Source organism: Streptomyces sp. ADI96-02, assembly GCF_003846185.1.
Lineage (GTDB): Bacteria > Actinomycetota > Actinomycetes > Streptomycetales > Streptomycetaceae > Streptomyces.
In genome coordinates this window covers 2,010,402-2,028,604 of the sequence record NZ_ML123034.1, presented here as the reverse complement: position 1 = coordinate 2,028,604, position 18,203 = coordinate 2,010,402, and the positions used below count along the sequence as shown (strand labels likewise).

12 protein-coding genes are annotated in these 18,203 nt (G+C 71.3%); 6 read left to right on the top strand and 6 right to left on the bottom strand.

The window, feature by feature from the left end:
• Positions 1-141 precede the first annotated feature (141 nt).
• From EES43_RS08880 to galE, 6 genes are all read left to right on the top strand, one after another.
• Positions 142-4,470: an Rne/Rng family ribonuclease gene (locus EES43_RS08880; protein ID WP_124268225.1), complete on the top strand. Its 4,329-nt coding sequence runs from the start codon at positions 142-144 to the stop codon at positions 4,468-4,470.
• A 331-nt stretch (positions 4,471-4,801) separates the two neighbouring features.
• Positions 4,802-5,920, top strand: a complete 1,119-nt coding sequence (locus EES43_RS08875) for a DegT/DnrJ/EryC1/StrS family aminotransferase (RefSeq protein ID WP_124268224.1) — start codon at positions 4,802-4,804, stop codon at positions 5,918-5,920.
• On the top strand, positions 5,917-6,942 hold the full coding sequence (locus tag EES43_RS08870; protein WP_124268223.1) for a Gfo/Idh/MocA family protein: 1,026 nt from the start codon (positions 5,917-5,919) through the stop codon (positions 6,940-6,942). Before EES43_RS08875 ends, EES43_RS08870 begins: the two co-directional genes overlap by 4 nt.
• Entirely contained in the window at positions 6,939-8,555 is a 1,617-nt protein-coding gene (locus EES43_RS08865) for a glycosyltransferase family 2 protein (protein WP_124268222.1), read from the top strand. Before EES43_RS08870 ends, EES43_RS08865 begins: the two co-directional genes overlap by 4 nt.
• 4 nt (positions 8,556-8,559) lie before the next feature.
• Positions 8,560-9,843, top strand: a complete 1,284-nt coding sequence (locus EES43_RS08860) for a nucleotide sugar dehydrogenase (RefSeq protein ID WP_124268221.1) — start codon at positions 8,560-8,562, stop codon at positions 9,841-9,843.
• A 5-nt stretch (positions 9,844-9,848) separates the two neighbouring features.
• Entirely contained in the window at positions 9,849-10,823 is a 975-nt protein-coding gene (gene galE / locus EES43_RS08855) for a UDP-glucose 4-epimerase GalE (RefSeq protein WP_124268220.1), read from the top strand.
• Between the two features lie 78 nt (positions 10,824-10,901).
• On the opposite strand, the gene EES43_RS08850 is transcribed toward galE, so the two are convergent.
• The 6 genes from EES43_RS08850 to EES43_RS08825 all read right to left on the bottom strand — a co-directional run.
• Positions 10,902-13,022 (bottom strand): glycosyltransferase, encoded by a 2,121-nt coding sequence (locus EES43_RS08850; protein ID WP_124268219.1) that lies wholly within the window; start codon positions 13,020-13,022, stop codon positions 10,902-10,904.
• Positions 13,019-14,341, bottom strand: a complete 1,323-nt coding sequence (locus tag EES43_RS08845; protein WP_206430016.1) for a glycosyltransferase — start codon at positions 14,339-14,341, stop codon at positions 13,019-13,021. Before EES43_RS08845 ends, EES43_RS08850 begins: the two co-directional genes overlap by 4 nt.
• 165 nt (positions 14,342-14,506) lie before the next feature.
• The gene (wecB, locus tag EES43_RS08840; RefSeq protein ID WP_124268217.1) at positions 14,507-15,610 is read right to left on the bottom strand and encodes a non-hydrolyzing UDP-N-acetylglucosamine 2-epimerase; all 1,104 of its coding nucleotides are present in this window, start codon (positions 15,608-15,610) and stop codon (positions 14,507-14,509) included.
• Positions 15,607-16,821 (bottom strand): acyltransferase family protein, encoded by a 1,215-nt coding sequence (locus EES43_RS08835; protein WP_206430015.1) that lies wholly within the window; start codon positions 16,819-16,821, stop codon positions 15,607-15,609. The genes wecB and EES43_RS08835 overlap by 4 nt, the downstream gene beginning before the upstream one ends.
• 89 nt (positions 16,822-16,910) lie before the next feature.
• Positions 16,911-17,513 (bottom strand): acyltransferase, encoded by a 603-nt coding sequence (locus tag EES43_RS08830; protein ID WP_124268215.1) that lies wholly within the window; start codon positions 17,511-17,513, stop codon positions 16,911-16,913.
• 89 nt (positions 17,514-17,602) lie between these two features.
• The coding region (locus EES43_RS08825; RefSeq protein WP_164493141.1) for an FG-GAP repeat domain-containing protein at positions 17,603-18,203 on the bottom strand (601 nt) is incomplete at its 5' end.

Genomic DNA, 18,203 nt, shown 5'->3' with positions numbered 1-18,203 from the left:
CACACCGCTTACGGAACCGGCGAGCCAGACATCAGCTCCCGTGCGGCGCCCGCGCCCCGGACGGCGGTACCGCACCACTGCGGACCGTGCCGGACCGGAATCAGACGCGGCGCCCGGGAGCGTGACGGGAGAACCGCCCGCATGCTTGAGCCGACCGAACCCGGCACGACCGGGAACAGCGAAGACAACACCCCCGGGGACAAGCTGCCGCCGCGCCGCAGGCGCCGCGCCGCTTCCCGCCCGGCGGGACCGCCCGGCGGGACCGCCGAGGCCGCCGCCTCCGCCGCGGACGCCGCGCCGGCCGCCGAGGTCCCGGACACCGCGTCCGCCGAACCGGCCGTCGATGCCGCACCGCCCGCCCGCCCGCGCCGCCGCGCCGTACGCAAGGCCACCGCGCCCGCCGGCGCCCCGCAGGACGCCGGGACCGTGCAGAGCGCCGAGACGGCCCCCGCGGTCGCCCCCGTGGAGGCCCTTGCCTCCGCCGATGCCTCCACCGATGCCGCCGCCGCCGACGCGCCCGCCGAGACGCCCGCGCCCCGCGCCCGCCGCCGTGCGGTCCGCAAGGCGACGGCTCCGGCCGGTGCGCCGCAGGCCGCCGAGGCCGTCGAGGTCGTCGCGGCCCCGGCCGAACCGGTGGCCGAGGAGGAGCCCGAGGCCGCAGCCGAGGCCGAGGCCGTGGCGGAGCCGCCGGCCCCGCGCCGCCGCCGTGCCTCGCGCAAGGCGACCGCGCCCGCCGGAGCCCCGCAGGCGTCCGAAGCCACCGTCGTGGTCGAGGCTGCCGAGACCGCCGCGCCCGAGCCGGAGCCCGCTCCCGAGCCCGCCGCCGAGGCCCCGCGCGGTCGCACCCGCCGCCGCGCCTCGGCCCCGGCCGGCGCGCCGCAGGGCGCCGAGGCCGCGACGGCGGCGGAGCAGATCGTCGAGCCCGTGGCGCAGGCCGCCGAGCCCGCGCCCGAGGCCGAGGCCGTGGCGGAGCCGCCGGCCCCGCGCCGCCGCCGTGCCTCGCGCAAGGCGACCGCCCCCGCCGGAACCCCGCCGGTCGCCGAGGCCGCCGAGACCGTCGTCACCTCGCAGGACGCCGCCGAGACCGGCGAGAACCTGCCCGCCGCCGTGGCCGAGGAACTCGCCGCCGAGGCGGCCGAGGTCGAGGAGGCCGCTCCGCGCGGCCGGCAGCGCCGCCGGGCCACCGCCGCGGCAGGCCGCCCCGAGTTCACCGCGAAGACCGAGGAGCCGAGCCGCAAGGGCCGCCGCGCCGCGCGCCCCGCCGTCGCCGTGTTCCAGGCCCCGGTGTTCGCCGAGCCGATGTTCCAGACGCCCGAGACGGCCGCCGCCGCTGCCGCCGCGGCCCAGTCCGCCGCGCCGTACGACGAGAGCGAGGAGACCGAGGAGCAGCAGACCGCCGAGGTCGAGCAGTCCGCCGCTCCCGCCGAGGCCGCGTCGCAGGGCGGTTCGCGCCGCCGTCGCCGCCGTCGTGGTGAGACGGGCGAGGCCGAGCAGGCCGCGCCCGCCGCCCCGGCGGAGCCCGCCGAGCAGCAGGCCGAGGACGAGCACGACGCCGACGTGGACGCCGAGCACGAGGGCGACGACGCCGACGAGTACGGCGACCGACCCTCGCGCCGCCGCCGTCGTGGTGGCCGCCGCCGTCGCCGGGGCGAGGCCGGCGACGGGGACGACGCCGAGCAGAACGGCGACGAGCCCGCCGCCCGTACGCAGCCGGCCCGTTCCGAGGACAGCAAGGACGCCCGCTCCGACGCCGCCCGCTCCGACGAGGAGCAGGGCCAGGCGCAGGACGCCGACGAGGAGGACGAGGACCACGACTCCTCGTCCGGGTCGAGCAGCAGCCGCCGTCGCCGCCGCCGTCGCCGCCGCAGCGGAGAGGGCGCGCCGGAGGCCGACAACGGCACGGACGACCCGGAGCGTACGGTCGTCAAGGTCCGCGAGCCCCGCAAGAAGGAGGAGCGCGAGCCGGGCACGGGCTTCGACGAGGTCCAGTCCATCAAGGGCTCGACCCGGATGGAGGCCAAGAAGCAGCGCCGCCGCGAGGGCCGCGAGCAGGGCCGCCGCCGGGTGCCGATCATCACCGAGGCGGAGTTCCTGGCCCGCCGCGAGGCCGTCGAGCGCGTGATGGTCGTCCGCCAGAGCGGCGAGCGCACCCAGATCGGCGTCCTCGAGGACAACGTGCTCGTCGAGCACTACGTCAACAAGGAGCAGGCCACCAGCTACGTCGGCAACGTCTACCTGGGCAAGGTGCAGAACGTCCTGCCGTCCATGGAGGCCGCCTTCGTCGACATCGGCAAGGGCCGCAACGCCGTCCTGTACGCGGGCGAGGTCAACTTCGAGGCGCTCGGCATGGCCCACGGGCCGCGCCGCATCGAGACCGCCCTCAAGTCCGGCCAGTCGGTCCTGGTCCAGGTGACCAAGGACCCGATCGGCCACAAGGGCGCCCGTCTGACCAGCCAGGTCTCGCTGCCCGGCCGCTACCTCGTCTACGTGCCCGAGGGCTCGATGACCGGGATCAGCCGCAAGCTGCCCGACACCGAGCGCTCCCGCCTGAAGACCATCCTCAAGAAGATCGTCCCCGAGGACGCGGGCGTCATCGTGCGCACCGCCGCCGAGGGCGCGAGCGAGGACGAGCTGCGCCGCGACGTCGAACGCCTCCAGCAGCAGTGGGAGGAGATCCAGAAGAAGTCGAAGAGCACGGGCAGCTCCAACGCGCCCACGCTGCTCTACGGCGAGCCGGACATGACCGTCCGGGTCGTGCGCGACATCTTCAACGAGGACTTCTCCAAGGTCATCGTCAGCGGTGACGAGGCGTGGGAGACCATCCACGGCTACGTCTCGCACGTCGCGCCCGACCTGACGGAGCGGCTGTCGCGCTGGACGTCCGAGGTGGACGTCTTCGCGACGTACCGCATCGACGAGCAGCTGATGAAGGCGCTGGACCGCAAGGTCTACCTGCCCAGCGGCGGTTCGCTGGTGATCGACAAGACCGAGGCGATGATCGTCGTCGACGTCAACACCGGCAAGTTCACCGGCCAGGGCGGCAACCTGGAGGAGACCGTCACCAGGAACAACCTGGAGGCGGCCGAGGAGATCGTGCGCCAGCTGCGGCTGCGCGACCTCGGCGGCATCGTCGTCGTCGACTTCATCGACATGGTGCTGGAGTCCAACCGGGACCTGGTGCTGCGGCGGCTCCTCGAATGCCTGGGCCGCGACCGCACCAAGCACCAGGTCGCCGAGGTCACCTCGCTCGGCCTGGTGCAGATGACCCGCAAGCGGGTGGGCCAGGGCCTGTTGGAGTCCTTCTCCGAGACCTGCGTCCACTGCAACGGGCGCGGCGTCATCGTCCACATGGAGCAGCCGACGACCTCCGGAGGCGGGGGCGGCGGCAAGAAGTCCAAGAAGCGCGGCCGGGGCGGCGCGGGCCAGGACCACGAGCACGGCCACGACCAGGACCACGGCAACGACGAGCGCCCGGCCGCCGAGGCCGAGCACGCCGAGACCGAGACCGAGGCGAAACTGGCCGCCGAGGTCGCGGCTCCGGTGGCGCTCGCCGAGCCGGAGTTCGTCGCCGACGAGGAGCTGTACAGCAGCCCCGCCGAGGCCGAGGCCGCCGCTTCGCGCGGCCGGGGACGCCGCCGGGCCACCCGTAAGGTCTCGGCCCCGGCCGGGGCCCCGAAGGCCGCCGCGCCCGCGCCGGTGGCCGAGGCTCGGCCCGAACCGGTCCGCGCCACGCCCGAGCCCGAGGCTCCGGTGGCCGAAGCGCCCGAGCCCCAGGCCCCGGTGGCCGAGGCGCCCGCTGCCGAGGCCGCGCCCCAGGGCCGTACGCGTCGGCGCGCGACCCGCAAGGCGTCCGCACCGGCGGGCCCGCCGCAGGAGAGCGCGAGCGCCGAGCCGACCGTGAGGGAGGCGTCCACCGCGAGCGCCGAGTCCGCCGCGGACCCGGTCGCCGCCGAGGACCCGGTCGTCGAGACGCCCGCGGCCGAGACGCCGGCCGCCCCGGCGACGTCGGCCCCCGCGGCCGAGGCCGCCGAGGCTCCCGCAGCCGAGGCGACCGAAGCCCCGGCCGCTCCGCCGCGCGCCCGTCGGCGGGTGACCCGCAAGGCCACTGCCCCCGCCGGACCGCCCGCCGGCGCGGACGATTCGGCGGTCGTCGTGGTCGAGTCGGCGGCGGGTCCGGCGGAGACCGGCGCGGCCGGTGATTCCGCCGAGAGCGCCGAACCGGCGTCGGAGGAGGCTCCGGCCCCGGCGAAGAAGACGGCCCGCAAGGCCGCCGCGAAGAAGGCTCCGGCCAAGAAGGCGGTGGCGAAGAAGACGGTCGCCAAGAAGACCGCCGCCAAGAAGACGACGGCCAAGACGACCGCGAAGACGACCGCGAAGAAGACGACCAGGAAGACGGTCGCCGCAGAGCAGTCGTCGCCTTCCGTGACCGCTTCCGCCCCGTCCGCGCAGGACGGTCCGTCGAGCAGTTGATGAACCGGTAACCGGCCGTTCATTCTCCGTGGCCCGCCCCGAGTGTTTTCGGGGCGGGTCGCGGTCTTTGTTTCAGAACTGATGCAGGAGCCGGTTAACCGGCCCGAAATGGGCTGAGAAATCCCTGATAATGTGACGGCGGTCGCCGGCCTGTACGTATTCCGCGGAAACTACAACCGGTGACCGGGCCCGGTGGCCGAGAGAGACCGGGCCAGATTCCTCGGCAGGGCGTCGGCATCGCGCCGGTGGGGTTACGCGCGGCCTCGTGAGGCGTCCCGCACCCCAGAGCTCTGCCCAGTACGAGCTCTTGCGGTGTTCAAGGAGGACGTCCATGACGAGCATCAACGAGCAGCCGATTCCTGCTGCCCGTCCGGTCATCGGGGAAGACGAGATCGAGGCCGCGGTCCGCGTACTGCGCAGTGGCCGCGTCGTGCAGGGACCCGAGGTCGCTGCCTTCGAAGAGGGTTTCTCGCACCTGGTCGACGGCCGGCACTGCGTCGCCGTGAACTCGGGCACCTCGGCACTCCACCTGCTGCTCCTGGCCCTGGGCGTCGGGCCGGGCGACGAGGTGATCGTGCCCTCCTTCTCGTTCGCCGCCTCCGCCAACGCGGTCCGCCTGGTCGGCGCCGACGTCGTCTTCGCCGACATCGAGCCGGACGGCTTCGGCCTCGACCCGTCCGCCGTCGAGGCCGCGATCACCCCGCGCACCGCGGCGATCATGCCGGTGCACCTCTACGGCCACCCGGCGGCGATGGACCGGCTCATGCCCATCGCGGAGAAGCACCGGCTCGCGGTCGTCGAGGACGCCTGCCAGGCGCACGCCGCCGCGCTGAACGGCACCCCCGTCGGCGCGTTCGGCGCGGGCGGCACCTTCAGCTTCTACCCGACCAAGAACATGCACGCGCTCGAAGGCGGCATGGTCACCACGGCCGACGCCGAACTCGCCCGCACCCTGCGCCTGCTGCGCAACCAGGGCATGGAGCAGCGGTACGCCAACGAGATCGTCGGCGCCAACATGCGGATGACGGACGTGTCCGCCGCCGTCGGGCGCGTCCAGCTCGCCAAGGTCGAGGGCTGGACCGAGCAGCGCCGCGCCAACGCCGCCTTCCTCGACGCGCACATCAGCGCGCCGAACGTCCTCACGCCGCCGGTCGCCGAGGGCGCCCGTCACGTCTACCACCAGTACACGGTCCGGATCCGGGGCGACCGGGACGCCGCGATGGCGAAGCTCACCGAGGCGGGCATCGGCAACGCGGTCTACTACCCGACGCCGATCCACCGGCTCAAGCCCTACTGGGAGCCGGACCAGAAGGCGGGCCGCACCTGGGACCTGCCCGAGACCGAGAAGGCCGCCGCCGAGGTCGTCTCGCTGCCGGTGCATCCCTCGCTCACCCCCGGCGACCTCGACCGGATCGTCACCGCGGTCAACGCCCTGGGGGAGAGCCTGTGAGCACCGCACTGCGGGCCGGACTCATCGGCCTGGGCTCCATGGGCCGCCACCACGCCCGGGTCCTGGCCGGGCTGGACGGCGTCGAACTGGCCGCCGTCGTCGACCCGATGGGCGACACCAACGGCTGGGCGCAGGGCGCGACGGTCCTGGACACCGTCGAGGAGCTGATCGCCCGCGGCGTCGACTACGCCGTGGTGGCCTGCCCCACCGCCCTGCACGAGGAGGTCGGCCTCCAGCTCGCCGAGGCCGGGGTCAGCGCACTGATCGAGAAGCCCCTGGCGGACACCGTGGAGGGCGCGCGCCGCCTGGTCGAGGCGTTCGAGTCGCGCGACCTGGTCGCCGGAGTCGGCCACATCGAGCGCTGCAACCCGGCCCTGCTCTCCCTGCGCAGCCGCCTGGAGAACGGCGAGCTGGGCGACGTCTACCAGGTCGTCACCCGCCGCCAGGGCCCGTTCCCGCACCGCATCGCCGACGTCGGCGTGGTCAAGGACCTCGCCACGCACGACATCGACCTGACGGGCTGGGTCACCGGCCAGGAGTACGCCTCGATCGCGGCCCACACGGTCTCGAAGTCCGGCCGCCCGCACGAGGACATGGTCTCCGCCGTGGGCCAGCTCGCCGACGGCACGATGGTGAACCACCTGGTCAACTGGCTGAGCCCGCTCAAGGAGCGGTTCACCTCGGTCACCGGCGACCGCGGCTGCTTCATCGCCGACACGCTCACCGGCGACCTCACGTTCCACTCCAACGCCTCGGTCGCCACCGAATGGGAAGCGCTGCGCGCGTTCCGCGGGGTCTCCGAGGGGGACATGATCCGCTACGCCATACCGAAGCGCGAACCCCTGCTGGTCGAGCACGAGCTCTTCCGCGACGCCGTACGGGGCGAGACGTCCGACATTTGTACGCTGCGCCAGGGACTCCGTACCGTCGAGGTCGCGGCATCGCTGCTGGAATCGGCCGACAGCGGTGTCACCGTCCGTCTCATGAGTGACTCGGAAAAGATTCAGGGGCCGAGAAATTGACCACTCCCGATGTCACGGTCGTCGTCGCCGTCTACAACACGATGCCGTATCTGACCGAATGCCTTAATTCGCTGGTGGGTCAGAGCATCGGACTCGACCGGCTTCAGGTCATCGCCGTCGACGACGGTTCGACGGACGAGAGCGGCAAGGAACTCGACCGTTTCGCCCAGCGCTACCCGGACACCTTCACCGTGGTCCACCAGTCCAACTCCGGCGGTCCGGCTGTTCCGAGCAATCGCGCCCTGGACCTGGCGACCGGCCGGTTCGTGTACTTCGTCGGCTCGGACGATCATCTCGGCGAAGAAGCCCTGGAGCGGATGGTCGCCTGCGCCGACGCCAACGAGTCCGACGTGGTCATCGGCAAGATGGTCGGGACCAACGGGCGTTACGTCCATCAGAAGCTGTACACCGGGAACATCCCGGACGTCAGCCTGTACGAATCGCAGCTTCCCTACACCCTGGCCAACACCAAGCTCTTCCGCCGTGCGATGGTCGAGAAGCACGGCCTGCGCTTCCCCGAGGACCTGCCGGTCGGCAGCGACCAGCCGTTCACCATCGAGGCGTGCGTACGGGCCCGCAAGATCTCGGTGCTGTCGGACTACACGTACTACTACGCGGTCAAGCGCGGAGACGCGAGCAACATCACCTACCGGGCCGATCACCTGGCCCGCCTCCGGTGCACGTCGATGATCATGGAGCACACGGCCGCTCTGATCCCCGCCGGTCCGCAACGCGACGCCGTCCTCAAGCGGCACTTCGACTGGGAGCTGTCCAAGCTCCTCCAGAAGGACTTCCTCGCCCTCGACTCCGCCACCCGGCGCCTGGTGTGCGAGGGGGTCGGCGTGCTGGTCGAGGCGTACTTCACCGACGCCCTGCGCGACGGCACCGGAGTGAAGCGGCGCGTCCGGTTCGGGCTCGCGGAACGCGGTGCGGTCGAGGAGCTGGGCCGCGCCATCGCGGACGAGGCCGAGCACGGCGCGCCGCCCTTCCACCTGGAGGGCGGCCGGGCCTTCGCCGGCTATCCGGGCTTCCGCGACGCCGCCGTCGGCCTGGACGACCGCTACTACGAAGTGCTCGGCGAGACGGTCGCGGGCCGCCTCTCCTCCGGTACGCGCATGGAGGCGGCCGACTGGGAGCAGAGCGGGACGGACCTCTCGCTCACCGTCACGCTGCGGCTCGGCATCACCGGCGACACGTCGTCCGCCACGGTGGCCCTCGCCCGCAGCGCCATGCCGCAGAGCGCGGACAAGGCGGGCGCCCGCAAGCTCACCGCCGCTTCGAGGCCCGCGGCAGAGGGCGATGTCACCGCACGACCGGCCGGCCCCGGCGGAGGAACCCTGCTCACCGCTCGCGTGCCGGTCCAGGCGGTCCGGGCCAAGCGGGGCGTGCGCGTCTACGTCGACGTCGCGGGCTCCACGTACGAGATCCCGGTCCGCACCGAGGGCCGGCCGATGCCGCTGGCGCGCCGGTGGGGCGGGACCGCTCCGTACCGCGTCGCGGCGAGCTCGAACGCGAAGGGCCGGCTGGTGATCACCACGGCTCCGCTGCGGGAACCGAAGTCCGGTGTGGGCGCACGGCTGCGCCGCAAGCTGTCCAGGTCGAAGAGGAAGTAACCCGATGAACATCTGTGTAGTCGCGCTCGGCAAGATCGGGCTTCCGCTCGCCGTGCAGTTCGCCGCGAAGGGCCACAAGGTCATCGGCGCGGACGTGAACGCGAAGGTCGTCGAGCTGGTCAACGCGGCCACCGAGCCCTTCCCCGGCGAGCACGACCTCGACGTCAAGCTCAAGGAGACCGTCGGCGCCGGCCTGCTCTCCGCGACCACGGACACCACGGCCGCGGTCGCCGCGTCCGACGCCGTCGTGGTCGTCGTGCCGCTCTTCGTGGACGCCGAGGGCACGCCCGACTTCGGCTGGATGGACGCGGCCACGAAGGCCATCGCGGCGGGCCTGAAGCCGGGCACCCTGGTGAGCTACGAGACCACGCTGCCGGTCGGCACCACCCGCACCCGATGGGCCCCGATGCTGGCCGAGGGTTCCGGCCTCACCCCGGGCGAGGACTTCCACCTGGTCTTCTCCCCGGAGCGGGTCCTGACCGGCCGGGTCTTCGCCGACCTGCGCCGCTACCCCAAGCTCGTCGGCGGCATCGACGAGGCGTCCGCGGAGCGCGGCGTCGCCTTCTACGAGGCGGTGCTCGACTTCGACGAGCGCGACGACCTGCCCCGCCCCAACGGCGTGTGGGACCTCGGGACGGCGGAGGCGTCGGAGCTGGCGAAGCTCGCCGAGACGACCTACCGGGACGTCAACATCGGCCTGGCCAACCAGTTCGCCCGGTTCGCCGACCGCAACGACATCGACGTCAAGAAGGTCATCGAGGCCTGCAACAGCCAGCCCTACAGCCACATCCACCAGCCGGGCATCGCCGTCGGCGGCCACTGCATCCCGATCTACCCGCGGATGTACCTGTGGAACGACCCGGAGGCGACCGTCGTACGCTCGGCCCGCGAGGCCAACGCGGCGATGCCGTCGTACGCCGTCGACCTGCTGGCCGCCGCCTACGGCGACCTGGACGGCGTCGGCGTGCTGGTGCTCGGCGCGGCCTACCGCGGCGGCGTCAAGGAGACCGCCTTCTCCGGCGTCTTCGGCGTCGTCGAGGCCCTGAAGGCGCGGGGCGCGGTGCCGTTCGTCTCGGACCCGATGTACACCGCCGAGGAGCTGACCGCCCTCGGCCTCGTCCCGCACGACAGCCAGGCCGTCACCGCCGCGATCCTCCAGGCCGACCACGCCGAGTACCGCGAGCTGTCCGCCGCCGACCTCCCGGACGTCCGCGTCCTGGTCGACGGCCGCCGCACGACGGACCCGGCCAACTGGGCGGGCGTGCGCCGCGTGGTCATCGGCGGCTGAGCGTTATGACCTGGCTGATCACCGGCGGAGCCGGCTACATCGGGTCCCACGTCGTCAAGGAGATGGCGGGCGAACGGCTCGTCGTTCTCGACGACCTGAGTACCGGCCGCGCCGAGCGCCTGCCGGAGGGAGTGCCACTGGTGGTGGGCTCGGTGCTGGACCGGGAGTTGCTCGACCGTGTCCTGGTCGAGCACTCGGTGACCGGCGTCGTGCACATCGCGGGCAAGAAGCAGGTCGCGGAATCCGTCGAACGGCCCCTCTACTATTATCGCGAGAACGTCGACGGGCTGCGCACTCTTCTGGAGGCTTCGGCTGCCTCGGGCGTCGGCCGGTTCCTCTTCTCCTCGTCAGCGGCCGTCTACGGCATGCCTGACGTCGAACGGGTGACCGAGGAGACCCCCTGTCGGCCGCTCAGCCCGTACGGCGAGACCAAGTTGGCAGGCGAGCGCCTGGTGACTGCGGTGGGGAGGGCGCACGGCATGGCCACCGCCTCGCTGCGCTACTTCAACGTGGCCGGAGCGGCCTCGGCCGAACTGGGTGACGACGGCGTGTTCAACCTTGTGCCCATGGTCTTCGAACGCCTCACTGCCGATGATCGCCCCCGGATCTTCGGCGACGGCTATCCCACTCCGGACGGCACCTGCGTCCGCGACTACGTCCATGTGGAGGATGTCGCCTCCGCGCATGTCGCCGCGGCGCACCGGCTGGCCGTGGATCCGGCGGCCGAACTGGTCCTGAACATCGGCCGGGGCGAGGGAGCGTCCGTGGCCGAGATGGTCGACATCATCCTGGACATCACCGGTCGCACCGGCCTGCCCCCGGTCATCGAGGCTCCTCGGCCCGGGGATCCCGCCCGGGTGGTCGCCGCGGTGGAAGCCATCGGCAGGGAGCTCGGATGGTCGGCCCGCTACGGCACCCGCACCATGGTCGAGTCTGCCTGGGCGGGTTGGCTCCTGCGGAACACGCGGGTACTTGGCTGACGCGCGCACGTCACGACGGCACGGGGCCCGCACCTCTTGGAGTGCGGGCCCCGTGCCGTGCCTGTCGGAAGCCGACGTTCAGCCCAGGAACAGGCTGTCGAAGCGTTTTTGGACGACTGACCAGTCCCACGTCCCGATGGCATGCTCGGAAGCCTGCTTGCCGGCGTCGAGCCAGTCGTTCTCGGTCGCGGTGGCCGCGAGGATGCGCTTCGAGGCATCCTCGGGCGAGTCCACCACCCAGCCCTCCGGATAGAGCGTGCGCGCGCTCTGGGACTTCCCCGCGTAGAAGGGCCAGTCGCGGACGACGGGCACCGCCGCGCTGGCGGCCCCCTCCATCAGGCTCACGTGGCACCCTTCGCGTACTGAGGAGCTGATGATGACCCCGATGTCGGTGAGCACTGCCGGTATGTCGTCGGTGTGGCCCGTGCGCACCACCGCTCCGGACTCCACCAACGGTTTCAGCTCCCGTTGCAGCAGCGTCAGATAACCGGCGGTGGCCTTGCTCACCTTGGGGTTCATGTCGTTTCCGACCAGAAGCAGCCGGTATCGCTCGTCGTGCTCGCGCAGGTGCTTGAGGACTTCCACGGCCCACCGCGGATCCTTGGCCACCTGGCTGATCCCGACCAGGCCGAGGTTGAACCGTGCGTCCGCCGACTTCGGGCGGACCAGTCCGTTCAGCTCCATCGCGTTGTCCAGGACGTGGAGACGAGGCGCGGACGATTCGCGCAGCTGCGGCACGAGCGAGGTCACCAGGTCCCTCACATGCGGGGCGACGAACACGAGATCGTCGACGCGGGAGAAGTCCGTCATGTGGGGCCAGCGGGTGAACGCCTCGTAGCTGTGCAGACGCACCACGATCCGGGTGTCGCCCGGGTCGATCGCCGTCAGCATGGCCGCGGGCCCCACCGACCAGTCGATGAACACCGTGTCCGCCCAGTCCAGATGAGGACGCATCAGGCGCTCCACGTCCCTCTGGTACTCGGACGTGCCGTTGGAGAAACGATCCTCCAGCATCTGGGTCGCAGCCCAGGCGATGTGCTTGAGCGGCTTGTGGGCGGCCAGGTCGATGAACCGGAGCTCGACTCGTGGGTGGTCCTCGTAACGGGCGAGGAGGTGCTGGAGGAAGTTGGCGTTGGTGCTGGTCATGACCAACAGCCGCAGCGGCCGGTCGCTCGGCGGGCTCGCGGGCGCTGTCTTCCTGCCGCGGGGCCGCGCGACCGCGCGATAGGCGGGAGACTTCTGGAGCGGTGTGACGTAGCCCTCCGGGTCCTTCGCCAGAGGGGAGCTCAACTGGTCGATGTTCAGGACGCGGTGAAAATGGAGGGAGAGCGCCCGGTACATGGACGTCGCCGCGGATCCGTACAGGCCCTTGGCGTACTGGTCGTCGGCGTGCGCGAGGTGCCCGGCGACGGCCTTGCCCAGATCACGGGGGCTGATGCCCTTGGAGACCTCGGTCATGGCGCTCTCGTGGAGGAGCTGTGCCCTCAGCGCGGGATCGGGGATCTTCGACGCCGCCTCACTGAGAGCCAGCGCGGCTCCACTGATCCGTCCGGCCTCCTCCATGCCCTCGGCCACATAACGCGACGTCGTAGCCCGGACCGGGGCGGGCAGACCGGGGATTGCCACGGCCGTGCGCCAGAGCCGGGCTCCCACAGTGGAGCGCATGACGGGGCGCGACGTGACGGTCCTCATCAGCACGGCGGGAAGGCCGCTGATGGAGCGCCGTACGTCCCGGGCCACAGCGCCGACAGGCGGCAGCGTCGACGGACGGTGCGCCCCGTTCGCGACGCGGTCCACCGCCCGGAGCCCAGGAGCGATGCCGAAATGCGCCTCGGCCGCAGGGTTGTACTGAGCGAGCCGCCAGACGGTGTAGACGGCTCCCGGGTCCAGGGCCACGATCACCTGGGCTGTGCGGGCCTGCCGGCGAAGCCGGCGATCCGGCTGGGCCTGCAGCCACACGCGCATACCCGCCGGGGACTTCTTTGCCTTGCGCCGCAGGGCCGAGCTGCGTCCGCCGAGGCTGCGCGGGAGCTGGTGGAACCCCTCCAGTTCGGCACGGCTCAGCTCTTCGGCGACCGGTGCCATGTGGAAGGTCCCGGCGAGCTGGACCTTGGCGCCCCGGTCACGGAACTTCACCAGGGAGTCTGCGAGAAGGCCCAGTTGGGGCCTTTTACTGGCGATGATCAGGACATCGGTCACGACGCGGATCCTCCGGTGACGATCGACTTCTCGTGGAGGGCGCTCGTGCCCCGGACACCGATGCGCTCGGAGTCGTCCGCGGCCAGTCGGTCGATCAACTCCCGCACAGCCACGGTCATGAGCGACTCCCGGGTGTACTGGTCGGCGTGGGCCATCGCTTCGGCGTGCACTTCGTCGCTCGTGTCGACCGTCATGCGTGCGGCCCGGACGAATGCATCGGTCAGGGCCTCGACGTCGAGGCCCACGGCCCCGGTCCACAGAGGGTGGCCCCGCAGGACGTTTGAAGCGTCGTGCTCCGCCACATGTGCGGAGACGATGGGCAGACCGGTGGCCATGTACTCGTAGACCTTGCCGGAGGTCACGTAGCGGCCTCCGATGAGAATGAGGACCATGGCGTCCCAGCGGGAGTAGATCTCCGCCAGCTCTGCCTTGGAAGCGGGGCCGCCGAAGTGGACTCCGTCGGAGGCCGCCTCCTTCAGGATCTCGGCGTGCCGTGTGGCACCCCGGCCGGCGCCGTTGCCGATGTGGCCGCGTACCTCGAATCGCGCACGGGTGAGCAGCGGCTCCCGCTCTCGCGCCGCGCGCCAGGCGGCGAGCACCGTTTCCAGGTGCGTCGCGGTGAAGTTCACCGTGCCCAGGTAGCCGAAGACGAGCCCCGCGTCGAGGTCGGGCCGGTGAGGGCGGCCGGGTGAGCTGTCCGCGTCGTAGCCGTTGCGCACGACCCGCACGCGGTCGGCGAAGTCCGGGTACCGGGCACGGTAGTGCTCGGCGATCGGGTCGTTGACCACCCACAGGGAGACAGCATGGTCAAGGATCTTCTGTTCCCAGCGGCCCAGCTCGGAATCCTTGGAGAAGGCCTCCGTGCCGTCGATGACGTCGATGGACCAGCCGTCGCGGAAGTCGACGGCGTACGGGACGCGTGCCTCCTCCCACAGCTTCCAGGCCGCGGCGAGGTTCACGTAGGGAACACAGCTGGCCAGCAGCAGGTCTGCGGGGCGCTCCCGGTGGATGTCCAATGCAGCTTGTTCCAGGGTCTCGCGCCACTCTCCGAAGCTGGCTTCGGGGAAGGCCTCGGCCTGCCGTTTGCGCAGCTCGGTGACCCACTTGCCGGGACTGAGGGCCCGCTCCTCGTCGAAGAGACGGATATCCGTCTCCAGGTCTTCGCGTGAGAGCGGCAGCTCGACGACCTTCACCCCGGGGTCGACCTGTTCCAGGAGGGTGAGGTCGATGCCGGAGTCGAGTTCCCATGAATCCTGGGCGATGGTGACGACGGTGACGTCCCAGCCGGCGTGGACGAACTGGTTCGCCGTCTCGCGCATGCGATAGGCGCAGCTCTTGGCTGCCGGCGGAAATCCAATGGCGAAGTAAACAACATGAGGTCGCGTGCCGTGAGCGGGCAGCCCGGACCTGGGAGACACTGACATAAGCGGTGAGGCTAGCACGGTGATATTTGCGTATTAGTACCAAACGTGGCACTGCGCATGTCACGCGGACCGGCTGTCCCCTTTCCATTCTTCCATGATTCGAACAACGTTTTCCGCCGCGTGGCCGTCGCCGTACGGAGTGCCCGGGTCACCCGTCGGCGCGCTGCGGGAGACCACGGCGGCCCACCGCGCCGCGTCCATGGCGTGCGGATCGGGAACCAGCGTGTTCCAACCGGTTCGGACGGTCTCCACCCACTCGGTTTCGGGCCGGATGGTCGTGGTGACCCGCTCAAGGAGGAAGGCCTCTTTCTGGAGACCTCCGGAGTCGGTGACCACGCCCGACGATGCCATTACGGCGGCGATGAGGCCCGCGTACGGCAGTGGGCGGCCAACGTGCACGGCACCCCTGCGCAGTTCGACGCCGTGGGCCTGGGCGCGTGCCACGAGCCGAGGATGTGCGAGGAGGGCGACGGGCACCGGCAGACCGGCGAGAGAGTCGATGATCGCTGACAGCCGCGCGGGGTCGTCCGTGTTGTCCGGGCGGTGCAGCGTCGCCAGCAGGAACGGCTGCGAAGGATCGATGCCCTCGGGCAGGGCGGGAGCCGGGTGTTCACCGGCTCGTACGGCGTCCCGGATGCGAAGGCAGATGTCGACCATGACGTCCCCCGCCAGTTCCGTACGGTCGGACAGACCCTCGGCCGCGAGGTGGCGCACGGCCTCCTCGGTCGGGGCCAGCAGCAGATCGGCGCAGTGGTCGGTCAGCACGCGGTTGTGCTCTTCGGGCATCCTGCGGTTGAACGACCGAAGGCCGGCTTCGAGGTGTGCGACCGGCAGGTGCTGCTTGACGGCCGAAAGCGCTCCGGCGATCGTCGAGTTGGTGTCGCCGTAGACCAGTACCCAGTCGGGCCGCTCGGCCTCCAGCACCGGGTCGAGTGCGGAGAGCACGGATCCGGTCTGTACCCCGTGGCTTCCCGAACCGACACCGAGGTGCACGTCCGGATCCGGAATGCCGAGGCCGTCGAAGAAGACGTCGGAGAGGTCCGCGTCGTAGTGCTGTCCGGTGTGGACGATGACGTGCTGGTGATCGGTCCGGGCGAAAGCTGCTGCCACGGGAGCCAGCTTCACCAACTGGGGCCGGGCGCCGACGATGCTGATGACTTTCATTGCACGCTCTTCTTCTGGGTCGTTCGACGTTGCGATGAGGAGTGCTCTGGCGTGCTCGGCTGCAATTCCCCGGGCTTCCTCGCTCCGGCGTGTTCCGTGCGAGGGCTGCGGGCCGCGCCGCCCGGGCCGTGACGACGGAGCAGGCGTTCGAGCGGGTGTTCCACGCAATGGTAAGCAATCGCGGCCAGAGCCAGGCTCAGCCCCAGGGTGGCTCCCCAGACCCCGACCGTGTCGAGCGGATCCGCGGGTTTGCCGAACACGCCGACCAGGGCTCTGAGCACGATCTCGTGGAACAGGTACCACGCGAACGACCATTGCCCGAGTCTGATCATGCGGGGCCCGGCGAGGAAGGTTCTGCGGCGTTCCACGTCGGCTGCCGCCGCTGCCGCGACCAGCAGCGCGAACAGCGGCGCGGACAGAAGCTGGGAGGCGCTGTACGGGCTGTACCAGAGGCTGTCGGGCACGGCGTGAGACCACGGGATCAGCAGCAGGTGCCAGGCGAGCACCCCTGCGACGAAGATCCGCAGCCCTCCCGGCGGGCGCCAGCCGCGTTTGACGGCCAGCCCGGCGGCGACGCCCAGGACGAACTGGAGCGTCCGGGTCGGCGGGAAGTAGTCGAGGGCCCACACCCGCAGCAGCGAGTCGCTCAGCAGGGCGCCGCTGAGCCAGACGCCCAGCGAGGCCGCGCACGCCGCGACCGCGACGACCGTACGGCCCCGGGCGCTGCGCATCAGGGGCAGGGCCGGAAGAGCCGGGAAAAGCAGGTAGAACCACGCCTCGTCGCTCAGCGACCACGCGGCGGGATTCCCGCCCACGAGATAGGGGCGTTCCGGCACCCAGGCGTTCACGAGCCCCAGGGTGGCGGCGACGCCGCGCAAGGAGAAGTCGGTGCCCAGGGCGTGCCACACCGCCACTGAGGCGACGGTCGACACGGCCAGCAGCGGCCAGATCCGGGCGAACCGGCGCCAGAGGAAGACGACGACCGGCACGGTCTTGCCGTCGTACGTCCAGGCCAGGACGAATCCCGACAGTACGAAGAAGAAGGTCACCCCGCTCCGCCCGTACCAGGCGAGATCGCTGATCCAGGGAAGCTCACCGGCCTGCCGCGACAAGTGGTAGACCACCACGGCCAGGGCCGCCCAGAATCGCAGCCCGGTGAGGGAGTCCAGCCGAGAGCTTCCGGGAGCCGCCGACGCGGAGTCGCTCGACATGGCCTTCATCCTCTTCCGCGCTGACGTATGAGCCGATCGAGCAGGAGCGTCGCGCTCCCGGCGGCAGGATTCCGTCGTCGGTCCACGGGTCAGGCCGCCCGCTCGACGAGGATGCCGTCCGTCTCCTCGTACAGGGACCCGCTCTGCGGGCACTCCCACACGCCCGGCTGGTCCTCGCGCGCGACCAGGCGGACGCCGCTGCGGCCGACCCAACCGATCTGCCGGGCCGGTACGCCGACCACCAGGGCGAAGTCCGGGACGTCCTTGGTGACCACGGCGCCGGCCGCGATCATCGCCCACCGGCCGACGCGCACCGGCGCGACGCAGACCGAGCGTGCGCCGAGCGAGGCGCCCTCGGCGACCTTCACGCCGACGGCCTCCCAGTCCCCGCCGCGCTTCTGCTTGCCGTCCGGGTCGACCGAGCGGGGGTTGTGGTCGTTGGTGAGGACGACGGCGGGGCCGACGAAGACGCCGTCGCCGAGTTCGGCGGGCTCGTACACCAGGGCGTAGTTCTGTAGTTTCACGTTGTCACCGATGCGGACCCCGGTGCCGACGTAGGCCCCGCGGCCGACGACGCAGCCTTCGCCGAGCCTGGCCCCCTCGCGGATCTGAGCCAGCTCCCAGACGCTGGAGCCGGCCCCGATCTCGGCGGTCTCGTCGACCTGGGCGGTGGGCTGGACCCTGTAGTTCACGACGTACGCCTTCCGGAGAGCTGATTCGCCCGGAAAGCATAAGGGGGCCCGGCCCACCGCCCGCCCGTCGGGACGGGGGAAGGCGAAGGTCAGATCACGCTGCCCGTCCACTGCTTCACGGGCGCCTTGACGTCCGTGCCAGTGCTCACGAAGGTGAACAGGGAATCCAGCCTGCGGCCGTCCGCCGAGGTGCCGGAGCGGTAGAGGACGCCTATGTCGCCCTTGCCGTCCTTGGTGAAGTCACCGGACACCGGCTGGCTGGCCGCCCAGGAGAAGGAACCGGTGCTGGTCCACACTTCGCGGGGCGCGGCGAAGTCCGTACCGTCGCTCGCGAACGTGAACAGAGCGGACTGGTGAGTGCCGTCCGCCGAGGTGCCCCGGTTGTAGAGGACGGCGACGTCGTCCTTCCCGTCGCCGTTGTAGTCGGCGGAGGTCGGCTTGGTCGCATTCCAGTTGAAGGACCCGCTGCTGGTCCACGTCTTGCGCGGGTTGGAGAAGGCGGTTCCGTTACTGGCGAAGGTGTAGAGGGAAGAGACGAACTTGCCGTCGGCCGACGTGCCCCCGTTGTAGAGGACGGCGACGTCGTCCTTGCCGTCCGCGTTGTAGTCGCCGGACACCGGCTGGGCGGCCGACCACGTGAACCCGCCCGTGCTGGTCCAGGTCTTGCGCGGGTTGTCGAATCCGGCGCCG